Here is a 9,359-nt window from a genome sequence, read left to right as displayed (position 1 = left end):
GCGACAACATCACCGTCGACGTCGAGCTGATCGTGCCGATCGCCATGGAAGAGAAGCTGCGCTTCGCTATCCGTGAAGGCGGCCGCACCGTCGGCGCCGGCATCGTCGCTTCGATCAAAGAATAATCCGAATTAACGATCTGTCGCGGGCGGGAATACGCCCGCGCCGCGCCAGAACAAGGAAGTGACCATGAACGGACAGAATATCCGCATTCGCCTCAAGGCGTTTGACCACCGGGTTCTCGACGCTTCGACGCGTGAGATCGTGTCGACCGCGAAGCGCACCGGCGCCAATGTTCGCGGCCCGATCCCGCTGCCGACGCGGATCGAGAAGTTCACGGTGAACCGCTCGCCGCACGTCGACAAGAAGAGCCGCGAGCAGTTCGAAATGCGTACGCACAAGCGTCTGCTGGACATCGTCGATCCGACCCCGCAGACCGTCGATGCTCTGATGAAGCTCGACCTCGCCGCAGGCGTCGACGTCGAAATCAAGCTCTAAGAGCTAACATGAGCCGCGCGAGAAGATCCAACCGGCTCCTCTGAAGGAAAACGAACCGATGCGTTCAGGTGTAATTGCACAGAAGGTGGGAATGACCCGCGTCTACAACGACGCAGGCGAACACGTTCCCGTCACCGTTCTCCGCATGGAGAACTGCCAGGTCGTGGCGCAGCTTACGAAAGAGAAGAATGGCTACACCGCCGTTCAGCTCGGCGTTGGCCTGGCCAAGGTGAAGAATACGTCGAAATCCATGCGCGGTCATTTCGCTGCCGCTTCCGTCGAGCCGAAGTCGAAGGTCGCGGAGTTTCGCGTCTCGGCTGACAACATGCTCGATGTCGGCGCCGAAATCACCGTCGAGCATTTCGTCGCCGGCCAGAAGGTCGACGTGACGGGCACGACGATCGGTAAGGGTTTCCAGGGCGTCATCAAGCGTCACAACTTCGGTGGTGGTCGCGCTACCCACGGTAACTCGGTCTCGCACCGTACTCACGGTTCGACTGGTCAGCGCCAGGATCCGGGCAAGGTGTTCAAGGGCAAGAAGATGGCCGGCCACATGGGCGACGTTCGCGTCACCACCCAGAACGTCGAAGTCGTCTCCACCGACACCGATCGCGGTCTCATCCTGATCCGCGGTGCGGTTCCGGGTTCGAAGGGTGCATGGATCCTGGTTCGCGACGCCGCCAAGGTTGCGCTTCCTGAGAATGCGCCGAAGCCGGCCGCGATCCGCGCTGCCAGCAACAAGGCTCCGGCCAACGAGGGAGCGGAATAATGGACCTCAAGATTACAACCCTCGCAGGCAAGGATGCCGGCAAGGTTGAGCTCTCGGAAGAGATCTTCGGCCTTGACCCGCGCGAAGACGTTCTCCAGCGCGTCGTGCGCTGGCAGCTCGCCAAGAAGCAGCAGGGCACGCACAAGGCCAAGGGTCGCGCGGAAATCGCGCGCACCGGCGCCAAGATGTACAAGCAGAAGGGTACGGGCCGCGCTCGTCACCATTCGGCTCGCGCTCCGCAGTTCCGCGGCGGCGGCAAGGCTCACGGCCCGGTCGTGCGCAGCCACGAGCATGATCTTCCCAAGAAGGTTCGTGCTCTCGGTCTGAAGCATGCTCTGTCGGCTAAGGCCAAGGCATCGAACCTGATCATTGTCGACGAGCTGACGCTCGCCGAAGGCAAGACCAAGGCGCTGATCGCGAATTTCGCGACGCTGGGCCTGACCAACGCCCTGGTGATCGGTGGCGCCGAGCTTGACGTCAACTTCAAGCGCGCAGCGACCAACATCCCGAACATCGATGTTCTGCCGATCCAGGGCATCAACGTTTATGACATTCTGCGCCGCGGCACGCTGGTCCTTTCGAAGGCCGCCGTCGAGGCTCTCGAGGAGCGCTTCAAATGACGGATCTCCGCCACTACGACGTGATCGTGAGCCCCGCGATCACCGAAAAGTCGACCATGGCTTCGGAATACAACCAGGTCGTCTTCAATGTCGCCAAGAAGGCGAGCAAGCCTGAGATCAAGGCTGCCGTCGAAGCGCTGTTCGGCGTGAAGGTGACTGCTGTGAACACCCTGGTCCGCAAGGGCAAGGTGAAGCGCTTCCGCGGCACGATCGGCCGCCAGAGCGACGTCAAGAAGGCGGTAGTGACGCTGGCCGACGGCCAGTCGATCGACGTCGCGACGGGTCTCTGAGCTAGGCCGCGAGGACAGGACAATGGCACTTAAGAAATTCAAGCCAGTAACGCCGAGCACCCGCCAGCTGGTCATCGTTGACCGCTCGGGTCTCCACAAGGGCAAGCCCGTCAAGGGCTTGACCGAAGGCCTGACCAAGTCGGGCGGCCGCAACAACTACGGTCGCATCACGGCCCGCTTCATCGGCGGCGGTCACAAGCGTTCGTACCGCATCATCGACTTCAAGCGTCGCAAGTTTGACGTCGTCGGCACGGTCGAGCGCCTGGAATACGATCCGAACCGCACCGCCTTCATCGCGCTGATCAAGTACGACGACGGCGAGCTGAGCTACATCATTGCTCCGCAGCGTCTGCAGGCCGGCGACAAGGTCGTCGCTTCCGAGCAGGCCGACGTGAAGCCGGGCAACGCAATGCCGCTCGCTTCGATGCCGGTCGGCACGATCGTGCACAACATCGAACTGAAGCCCGGCAAGGGCGCCCAGGTCGCTCGGTCGGCTGGCGCCTACGCCCAGTTGGTCGGTCGCGACCAGGGCATGGCGATCCTTCGCCTCAATTCGGGTGAGCAGCGCGTCGTTCACGGCTCGTGCATGGCCACCGTCGGCGCCGTTTCCAACCCGGATCACGGCAACATCAACGACGGTAAGGCTGGCCGCACGGTCTGGCGTGGCAAGCGTCCGCACAACCGCGGCGTCACCATGAACCCGGTCGACCATCCGCACGGCGGTGGTGAAGGCCGCACCTCGGGCGGACGCCATCCGGTGACCCCGTGGGGCAAGCCCACCAAGGGCAAGAAGACGCGGTCCAACAAGGCGACCGACAAGTTCATCCTGCGCTCGCGCCATCAGCGCAAGAGCTAAGAAGAGGTAACGCCAGTGACTCGTTCAGTCTGGAAAGGCCCGTTCATTGACGGCTATCTGCTCAAGAAGGCAGAGAAGGTTCGTGAGGGTGGCCGCAATGAGGTGATCAAGATGTGGAGCCGTCGCTCCACTGTCCTGCCGCAGTTCGTCGGTCTCACCTTCGGTGTCTACAACGGCCAGAAGCACGTCCCGGTCTCGGTGAACGAGGACATGGTCGGCCACAAGTTCGGTGAGTTCGCTCCCACCAGGACCTACTACGGTCACGGCGCGGACAAGAAGGCAAAGAGGAAGTAACATGGGCAAGGCCAAAGCTCCGCGCAGGCTTGCTGACAACGAGGCACGTGCGGTTCTCCGCACGATCCGGGTCAGCCCGCAGAAGCTCAACCTCGTTGCCGCGCTTATCCGCGGCAAGAAGGTAGCGACCGCGCTTTCCGATCTGGAATTTTCGCGCAAGCGCATCGCCGGTACGGTTAAAAAGACCCTCGAATCGGCTATCGCCAACGCTGAAAACAATCACGACCTCGATGTCGATGCGCTGGTGGTGGCGGAAGCCTTTGTCGGCAAGTCGATCGTCATGAAGCGTTTCCACGCTCGTGGCCGCGGTCGCGCCAGCCGCATCGAGAAGCCGTTTTCGCACCTCACGATCGTCGTTCGTGAAGTCGAAGAGAAAGGGGAGGCCGCATAATGGGCCAGAAAATCAATCCAATTGGTCTCCGCCTCGGCATCAACCGCACCTGGGACTCGCGCTGGTACGCAAACACCGGCGAATACGGCAAGCTGCTGCATGAAGACATCAAGATCCGCAAGTATCTTGAGGCTGAACTGAAGCAGGCCGCGATTTCCAAGATCGTGATCGAGCGCCCCCACAAGAAGTGCCGCGTGACCATTCACGCTGCTCGTCCGGGCCTGATCATCGGCAAGAAGGGCGCAGACATCGAAAAGCTTCGCAAGAAGCTGACCGAGATGACCAAGTCCGAAACGCACCTCAACATCGTCGAGGTTCGCAAGCCTGAGACGGACGCCACGCTGGTCGCACAGTCGATCGCCCAGCAGCTCGAGCGCCGCATTGCATTCCGTCGCGCCATGAAGCGCGCCGTGCAGTCGGCCATGCGCCTCGGCGCCGAAGGCATCCGCATCAACTGCTCGGGCCGTCTCGGCGGCGCTGAAATCGCTCGTATGGAGTGGTACCGCGAAGGTCGCGTTCCGCTGCACACGCTGCGCGCCGACGTTGACTATGGCACGGCTGAAGCCCATACGGCTTACGGCATCTGCGGCGTCAAGGTCTGGGTGTTCAAGGGCGAGATCCTCGAGCACGACCCGATGGCTTCCGAGCGTCGCGCAACCGAAGGCGAGCATTCGCATGCTGGCGAGCGTCCCGAGCGCCGCCGTCGCGAAAACGCCTGACACGCATAGGAATTTGGAGTTAGAACGATGCTGCAGCCAAAGCGCACAAAGTTCCGTAAGCAGTTCAAGGGCCGCATCCACGGTACCGCGAAGGGTGGCACCAACCTGGATTTCGGCGGCTTCGGACTGAAGGCGCTTGAGCCGAACCGCGTCACCGCACGTGAGATCGAGGCGGCTCGCCGCGCGATCACCCGCGAAATGAAGCGTCAGGGCCGCGTCTGGATCCGTATTTTCCCAGACGTCCCTGTCACGTCGAAGCCGACCGAAGTCCGCATGGGTAAGGGCAAGGGCGCCGTCGACTACTGGGCATGCCGCATTAAGCCAGGTCGCGTGATGTTCGAGATTGATGGCGTTTCCGAAGAAGTGGCGCGTGAAGCGCTCCGTCTCGGCGCCGCCAAGCTCTCGGTCAGGACGCGCTTCGTTCAGCGCATCGCAGAATAAGGAAGGGCTGATCATGAAAGCTTCGGACATCAGGACCAAGACCCAGGACCAGCTCACCGACGAACTCGGCAATCTGAAGAAGGAGCAGTTCAACCTGCGCTTCCAGAAGGCCACCGGGCAGCTGGAGAAGACGGCACGCGTGAAGCAGGTCCGCAAGGACATCGCGCGTATCAAGACCATCGCGGCCGAAAAAGCGGCCGGTAAGAAGGCTTAAGGACGAGAACCATGCCAAAGCGCATCCTGCAGGGTACCGTCGTCAGCGACAAGAACGAGAAGACGGTCGTCGTCAAGGTCGAACGTCGCTTCACGCACCCGGTGATGAAGAAGACCGTGCGTATGTCGAAGAACTACAAGGCGCACGACGAAAACAACGCCCACAAGGTCGGCGACACCGTGTTCATCCAGGAGTCGGCACCGATCTCCAAGGACAAGCGCTGGGTCGTTGTGTCTTCGGACCAGGCGTAACAACGAACGAATTTTGGACAAGCCGGGGAGGGCGGTAGCCCATCCCGTTAGAGAAGAAGAAGGCGGCCAGTCATGATTCAGATGCAAACAAACCTCGACGTCGCGGATAATTCCGGCGCCCGTCGTGTCATGTGCATCAAGGTGCTGGGCGGCTCGAAGCGGAAGTATGCCTCCGTTGGCGACATCATCGTGGTGTCGATCAAGGAAGCCATTCCGCGCGGCCGCGTTAAGAAGGGTGATGTGATGAAGGCGGTCGTGGTTCGCACGGCCAAGGACATCCGTCGTCCGGACGGCAGCGTGATCCGTTTCGACAAGAACGCGGCCGTTCTTGTCGATAACAAGAAAGAACCTATCGGCACGCGTATCTTCGGGCCGGTTCCGCGCGAACTCCGCGCCAAGAACCACATGAAGATCATCTCGCTCGCGCCCGAAGTGCTGTAAGGAGCCGGTACAATGCAGAAGATCCGTAAAGGCGACAAGGTTGTCGTTCTGGCCGGCAAGGACAAGGGCCGCACCGGTGAAGTGCTGGCTGTCCAGCCGAAGGACGACAAGGCACTTGTCCGTGGCGTGAACATGATTCGCCGCCACCAGAAGCAGTCCCAGACCCAAGAGGGCGGGATCATTACCAAGGAAGCGCCGATCCATCTGTCGAACCTCGCGCTCGTCGACCCCAAGGATGGCAAGCCGACGCGCGTTGGCTTCCAGGTCCAGAAGGACGGCACGAAGGTGCGCGTCGCGAAGCGCTCGGGAGAAGTCATCAATGGCTAAGGAAACCAACGCTCCGCGTCTGAAGACGGTCTACAACGAGACCATCCGCCAGGCGATGCAGGAACAGTTCAAGTACGACAACGTCATGCAGATCCCGCGCATCGACAAGATCGTGCTCAACATGGGTGTCGGCGAAGCCACCGCGGATTCGAAGAAGCCGTCGGTTGCAGCCGAGGACCTGGCAATGATCGCCGGCCAGAAGCCGGTCATCACTCGCGCCCGCAAGTCGATCGCCGGCTTCAAGGTGCGTGAGCAGATGCCGATCGGCGCCAAGGTCACGCTCCGCCAGGAGCGCATGTACGAGTTTCTGGACCGTCTCGTGAACATCGCATTGCCGCGCGTTCGCGATTTTCGCGGCCTGAACCCGAAAAGCTTTGACGGCCGCGGAAATTACGCTATGGGCCTGAAGGAGCACATCGTGTTCCCCGAGATCAACTACGACAAGGTTGATCAGATGTGGGGTATGGACATCATCGTTTGCACGACCGCCAAGACGGACGAAGAGGCCCGGGCTCTGCTCAAGGCTTTCAACTTCCCGTTCCGGCAGTAACGGCAGCGAGAAAAGGAAAAATCTGAAATGGCAAAGACCAGCTCAGTCGAGAAGAATAACCGGCGCCGCAAGCTTGTGGACCAGTACGCTGCCAAGCGTAAGGCCCTCAAGGACGTCATCATGGATCAGTCCAAGCCGATCGAGGAACGCTTCCGTGCGCAGCTCAAGCTCGCCGCACTGCCGCGCAATTCGGCCAAGATCCGTATCCGTAATCGTTGCGAAGTGACCGGCCGTCCGCGTGCCTACTATCGCAAGCTTAAGATGTCGCGTATCGCCCTTCGCGACCTGGGTTCGACGGGAGCAATCCCCGGCCTGGTCAAGTCGAGCTGGTAAGGAGCATTTGATATGTCTTTGAGTGATCCTCTCGGCGATATGCTGACCCGCATCCGCAATGCCTATGGCCGCAAGAAGTCGACTGTGTCGACGCCTGCGTCCAGGCTGCGCGCCCGCGTCCTCGACGTGCTGAAGTCTGAAGGCTACATCCGCGACTACAGCCAGACCGACTTCGAAAACGGCAAGTCCGAGATCGAAATCGAGCTGAAGTACTTCGACGGCCAGCCGGTGATCCGCGAAATTGCTCGCGTTTCCAAGCCGGGCCGCCGCGTCTACGTCTCGTCCAAGTCGATTCCGCCTGTTGCCAATGGCCTCGGCATCTCGATCCTTTCGACCCCGAAGGGTGTGATGGCCGACCACGAAGCGCGCGAACAGAACGTCGGCGGGGAAATCCTCTGCCAGATCTTCTGATCTGCGTAGGCTGAAACAAGAAAGGCACGAGGACTATGTCTCGTATTGGCAAGAAACCCGTTCAGCTTCCGCAGGGCGTTACCGCTTCCGTCAACGGCCAGACCGTTACGGCGAAGGGCCCCAAGGGCGAGCTGAAGTTCGTGGTCAACGACGAAGTGCTGGTCAACATGGAGAACGGCGAAATCGCCGTTCAGCCGCGCGACCAGTCTAAGGACGCGCGCTCCAAGTGGGGCATGTCGCGCACGCAGATCGTCAACATCCTGACCGGCGTGAAGGACGGCTTCGAAAAGAAGCTCGAAATCACCGGCGTCGGTTACCGTGCAGCTCTCCAGGGCAAGAACCTGCAGCTGGCACTTGGCTTCTCGCACGACGTCGTCTACCAGACGCCCGAAGGCATCACCATCACGGTGCCGAAGCCGACCGAAATCGTGGTCAACGGTATGGACAAGCAGCAGGTCGGTCAGGTCGCTGCGGAAATCCGCGAATACCGTGGTCCCGAGCCCTACAAGGGCAAGGGCGTGCGCTATGCTGGCGAGAAGATCGTCCGCAAAGAAGGCAAGAAGAAGTAATATCAACGCCGCGGTGCGCGGTCGCGGGAAGCGTTTGGGCTTACCGCAGATGGCCGCGCCCGTTTCAGAAGGCAAGGAACTGCTACAATGGCTTCGAAAGAAACCACGCTGCGCCGCTCGGCACGCATTCGCCGCCAGATCAAGAAGGTCGCCAACGGCCGTCCGCGTCTGTCGGTTCACCGCACGTCGAAGAACATCTACGTCCAGGTCATCGACGACGCCAACGGCCGTACGCTCGCTGCCGCTTCGACTCTCGAGAAGGATCTCAAGGGCACGCTGAAGACCGGCGCCGACACTGCTGCAGCGACCGCTGTCGGCAAGCTGATCGCCGAGCGCGCTTCGAAGGCAGGCGTCAAGGACGTCGTTTTCGATCGCGGCGCATACATCTATCACGGCCGCGTCAAGGCACTTGCCGAAGCCGCCCGCGAAGGTGGTCTGAACTTCTGATCGCGTCTTACGGCGCAGCGCGTGGCGCTGCGTCGCATCACTGAACAGTTGCATTAAATCCGGCGACGCTATAGACGCCGGATTTGGTTTTTAACCTCCGTGCTTCCGGAAAAAAATAAGGATAGGAATATGGCACAAGAACGTAGGGAAGGTGGTCGCGAGCGTAGCCGTGACCGCGAAGAGCGCGACAGCGAATTCGTCGATAAGCTCGTTCACATCAACCGCGTTGCCAAGGTCGTCAAGGGCGGCCGGCGTTTCGGTTTTGCAGCACTCGTCGTTGTCGGCGACCAGAAGGGCCGCGTTGGCTTCGGTCACGGCAAGGCTCGCGAAGTGCCGGAAGCGATCCGCAAGGCAACTGAATCGGCCAAGCGCGACATGATTTTCGTGCCGCTGCGCTCGGGCCGTACGCTGCACCACGACGTTGAAGGCCGTTGGGGCGCAGGTCGCGTTCTGCTGCGCTCCGCCAAGCAGGGTACCGGCATCATCGCCGGCGGTCCTATGCGCGCTGTCTTCGAGACGCTCGGCATGCACGACGTCGTCGCCAAGTCGATGGGTTCGTCGAACCCGTACAACATGGTTCGTGCGACCTTCGATGCGCTGAAGAGCCAGATGCATCCCAAGGATGTGGCTGCACAGCGCGGCATCAAGTATTCGACGCTTCAGGCCCGCCGCGGCACCGCCGTAGCGGCTGAAGAATAGTCGCTCGAGCTGACCAGGGACAATGACCATGGCCAAGAAAGCAACCAAGACCATCACCGTCGAGCAGATCGGTAGCCCGATCCGTCGTCCGAAGGAGCAGCGTGCAACGCTTGTCGGCCTCGGCCTCAACAAGATGCATCGCAAGCGCACCCTGGAAGATACGCCTTCCGTGCGCGGCATGATCGCAGCTGTCCAGCATCTCGTCCGCGTTGTGGACGAGGCGTAGGCCGATCGCAGGA

The 9,359-nt window shown here is 61.0% G+C and carries 20 protein-coding genes and 1 pseudogene; all 21 read left to right on the top strand.

Annotated elements, in window-relative coordinates; all coding sequences use genetic code 11:
• Positions 1-125 (top strand): annotated as a pseudogene (tuf, locus tag PCJ21_RS21580) (elongation factor Tu); the annotation flags it as partial.
• A gap of 64 nt (positions 126-189) precedes the next feature.
• Positions 190-498 carry a 30S ribosomal protein S10 gene (gene rpsJ / locus PCJ21_RS21575; RefSeq protein WP_006205468.1) on the top strand — a complete coding sequence of 103 codons (309 nt, stop codon included), beginning with the start codon at positions 190-192 and terminating at the stop codon, positions 496-498.
• A gap of 58 nt (positions 499-556) precedes the next feature.
• Positions 557-1,267 carry a 50S ribosomal protein L3 gene (gene rplC, locus PCJ21_RS21570; protein WP_269933488.1) on the top strand — a complete coding sequence of 237 codons (711 nt, stop codon included), beginning with the start codon at positions 557-559 and terminating at the stop codon, positions 1,265-1,267.
• Complete coding sequence (gene rplD / locus PCJ21_RS21565) at positions 1,267-1,887, top strand: 50S ribosomal protein L4 (protein ID WP_269933487.1); 621 nt, start codon at positions 1,267-1,269, stop codon at positions 1,885-1,887. The genes rplC and rplD overlap by 1 nt, the downstream gene beginning before the upstream one ends.
• Entirely contained in the window at positions 1,884-2,177 is a 294-nt protein-coding gene (locus PCJ21_RS21560; RefSeq protein ID WP_108608188.1) for a 50S ribosomal protein L23, read from the top strand. The genes rplD and PCJ21_RS21560 overlap by 4 nt, the downstream gene beginning before the upstream one ends.
• A 22-nt stretch (positions 2,178-2,199) precedes the next feature.
• Positions 2,200-3,033: a 50S ribosomal protein L2 gene (gene rplB, locus PCJ21_RS21555; RefSeq protein WP_269933486.1), complete on the top strand. Its 834-nt coding sequence runs from the start codon at positions 2,200-2,202 to the stop codon at positions 3,031-3,033.
• 15 nt (positions 3,034-3,048) lie between these two features.
• Positions 3,049-3,327, top strand: a complete 279-nt coding sequence (rpsS, locus tag PCJ21_RS21550; RefSeq protein ID WP_055976414.1) for a 30S ribosomal protein S19 — start codon at positions 3,049-3,051, stop codon at positions 3,325-3,327.
• A gap of 1 nt (position 3,328) precedes the next feature.
• Entirely contained in the window at positions 3,329-3,718 is a 390-nt protein-coding gene (gene rplV, locus PCJ21_RS21545; RefSeq protein WP_055976417.1) for a 50S ribosomal protein L22, read from the top strand.
• On the top strand, positions 3,718-4,437 hold the full coding sequence (gene rpsC / locus PCJ21_RS21540) for a 30S ribosomal protein S3 (RefSeq protein WP_269933485.1): 720 nt from the start codon (positions 3,718-3,720) through the stop codon (positions 4,435-4,437). Before rplV ends, rpsC begins: the two co-directional genes overlap by 1 nt.
• A gap of 27 nt (positions 4,438-4,464) precedes the next feature.
• Positions 4,465-4,878: a 50S ribosomal protein L16 gene (gene rplP, locus PCJ21_RS21535; RefSeq protein ID WP_055976423.1), complete on the top strand. Its 414-nt coding sequence runs from the start codon at positions 4,465-4,467 to the stop codon at positions 4,876-4,878.
• 13 nt (positions 4,879-4,891) lie between these two features.
• Positions 4,892-5,092: a 50S ribosomal protein L29 gene (rpmC, locus tag PCJ21_RS21530; protein ID WP_269933484.1), complete on the top strand. Its 201-nt coding sequence runs from the start codon at positions 4,892-4,894 to the stop codon at positions 5,090-5,092.
• 11 nt (positions 5,093-5,103) lie between these two features.
• Positions 5,104-5,343, top strand: coding sequence for a 30S ribosomal protein S17 (gene rpsQ, locus PCJ21_RS21525; RefSeq protein ID WP_269933483.1), 240 nt, complete (start codon positions 5,104-5,106; stop codon positions 5,341-5,343).
• A 72-nt stretch (positions 5,344-5,415) separates the two neighbouring features.
• Complete coding sequence (gene rplN / locus PCJ21_RS21520; RefSeq protein WP_006205457.1) at positions 5,416-5,784, top strand: 50S ribosomal protein L14; 369 nt, start codon at positions 5,416-5,418, stop codon at positions 5,782-5,784.
• Between the two features lie 12 nt (positions 5,785-5,796).
• The gene (gene rplX, locus PCJ21_RS21515) at positions 5,797-6,111 is read left to right on the top strand and encodes a 50S ribosomal protein L24 (RefSeq protein ID WP_269933482.1); all 315 of its coding nucleotides are present in this window, start codon (positions 5,797-5,799) and stop codon (positions 6,109-6,111) included.
• Entirely contained in the window at positions 6,104-6,661 is a 558-nt protein-coding gene (rplE, locus tag PCJ21_RS21510) for a 50S ribosomal protein L5 (protein ID WP_269933481.1), read from the top strand. The genes rplX and rplE overlap by 8 nt, the downstream gene beginning before the upstream one ends.
• Positions 6,662-6,688: 27 nt before the next feature.
• Positions 6,689-6,994 carry a 30S ribosomal protein S14 gene (rpsN, locus tag PCJ21_RS21505; protein WP_055976436.1) on the top strand — a complete coding sequence of 102 codons (306 nt, stop codon included), beginning with the start codon at positions 6,689-6,691 and terminating at the stop codon, positions 6,992-6,994.
• Between the two features lie 12 nt (positions 6,995-7,006).
• On the top strand, positions 7,007-7,405 hold the full coding sequence (rpsH, locus tag PCJ21_RS21500) for a 30S ribosomal protein S8 (RefSeq protein WP_055976439.1): 399 nt from the start codon (positions 7,007-7,009) through the stop codon (positions 7,403-7,405).
• A 35-nt stretch (positions 7,406-7,440) separates the two neighbouring features.
• Positions 7,441-7,974 (top strand): 50S ribosomal protein L6, encoded by a 534-nt coding sequence (rplF, locus tag PCJ21_RS21495; protein WP_269933480.1) that lies wholly within the window; start codon positions 7,441-7,443, stop codon positions 7,972-7,974.
• 87 nt (positions 7,975-8,061) lie between these two features.
• Positions 8,062-8,421, top strand: a complete 360-nt coding sequence (gene rplR, locus PCJ21_RS21490; protein WP_269933479.1) for a 50S ribosomal protein L18 — start codon at positions 8,062-8,064, stop codon at positions 8,419-8,421.
• 129 nt (positions 8,422-8,550) lie between these two features.
• A complete protein-coding gene (rpsE, locus tag PCJ21_RS21485; protein ID WP_109577154.1) occupies positions 8,551-9,120 on the top strand; it encodes a 30S ribosomal protein S5 in 570 nt (189 codons plus the stop codon).
• Positions 9,121-9,148: 28 nt separating this feature from the next.
• Complete coding sequence (gene rpmD / locus PCJ21_RS21480; protein WP_067961904.1) at positions 9,149-9,346, top strand: 50S ribosomal protein L30; 198 nt, start codon at positions 9,149-9,151, stop codon at positions 9,344-9,346.
• Positions 9,347-9,359: the final 13 nt, after the last annotated feature.

Source organism: Aminobacter sp. HY435, assembly GCF_027568395.1.
Lineage (GTDB): Bacteria > Pseudomonadota > Alphaproteobacteria > Rhizobiales > Rhizobiaceae > Aminobacter.
This window is presented reverse-complemented; position numbering and strand designations above follow the sequence as displayed.

What these genes read in the sequence shown, in the direction of transcription:
- rpsC (WP_269933485.1), top strand. Translation starts at nt 3,718, where the DNA reads ATGGGCCAGAAAATCAATCCAATTGGTCTCCGCCTCGGCATCAACCGC.
- rpsH (WP_055976439.1), top strand. Translation starts at nt 7,007, where the DNA reads ATGTCTTTGAGTGATCCTCTCGGCGATATGCTGACCCGCATCCGCAAT.
- PCJ21_RS21560 (WP_108608188.1), top strand. Translation starts at nt 1,884, where the DNA reads ATGACGGATCTCCGCCACTACGACGTGATCGTGAGCCCCGCGATCACC.
- rplR (WP_269933479.1), top strand. Translation starts at nt 8,062, where the DNA reads ATGGCTTCGAAAGAAACCACGCTGCGCCGCTCGGCACGCATTCGCCGC.
- rpmD (WP_067961904.1), top strand. Translation starts at nt 9,149, where the DNA reads ATGGCCAAGAAAGCAACCAAGACCATCACCGTCGAGCAGATCGGTAGC.
- rplF (WP_269933480.1), top strand. Translation starts at nt 7,441, where the DNA reads ATGTCTCGTATTGGCAAGAAACCCGTTCAGCTTCCGCAGGGCGTTACC.
- rplD (WP_269933487.1), top strand. Translation starts at nt 1,267, where the DNA reads ATGGACCTCAAGATTACAACCCTCGCAGGCAAGGATGCCGGCAAGGTT.
- rplP (WP_055976423.1), top strand. Translation starts at nt 4,465, where the DNA reads ATGCTGCAGCCAAAGCGCACAAAGTTCCGTAAGCAGTTCAAGGGCCGC.
- rpsN (WP_055976436.1), top strand. Translation starts at nt 6,689, where the DNA reads ATGGCAAAGACCAGCTCAGTCGAGAAGAATAACCGGCGCCGCAAGCTT.
- rpsJ (WP_006205468.1), top strand. Translation starts at nt 190, where the DNA reads ATGAACGGACAGAATATCCGCATTCGCCTCAAGGCGTTTGACCACCGG.
- rplN (WP_006205457.1), top strand. Translation starts at nt 5,416, where the DNA reads ATGATTCAGATGCAAACAAACCTCGACGTCGCGGATAATTCCGGCGCC.
- rpsE (WP_109577154.1), top strand. Translation starts at nt 8,551, where the DNA reads ATGGCACAAGAACGTAGGGAAGGTGGTCGCGAGCGTAGCCGTGACCGC.
- rplE (WP_269933481.1), top strand. Translation starts at nt 6,104, where the DNA reads ATGGCTAAGGAAACCAACGCTCCGCGTCTGAAGACGGTCTACAACGAG.
- rplX (WP_269933482.1), top strand. Translation starts at nt 5,797, where the DNA reads ATGCAGAAGATCCGTAAAGGCGACAAGGTTGTCGTTCTGGCCGGCAAG.
- rplC (WP_269933488.1), top strand. Translation starts at nt 557, where the DNA reads ATGCGTTCAGGTGTAATTGCACAGAAGGTGGGAATGACCCGCGTCTAC.
- rplV (WP_055976417.1), top strand. Translation starts at nt 3,329, where the DNA reads ATGGGCAAGGCCAAAGCTCCGCGCAGGCTTGCTGACAACGAGGCACGT.
- rpmC (WP_269933484.1), top strand. Translation starts at nt 4,892, where the DNA reads ATGAAAGCTTCGGACATCAGGACCAAGACCCAGGACCAGCTCACCGAC.
- rpsQ (WP_269933483.1), top strand. Translation starts at nt 5,104, where the DNA reads ATGCCAAAGCGCATCCTGCAGGGTACCGTCGTCAGCGACAAGAACGAG.
- rplB (WP_269933486.1), top strand. Translation starts at nt 2,200, where the DNA reads ATGGCACTTAAGAAATTCAAGCCAGTAACGCCGAGCACCCGCCAGCTG.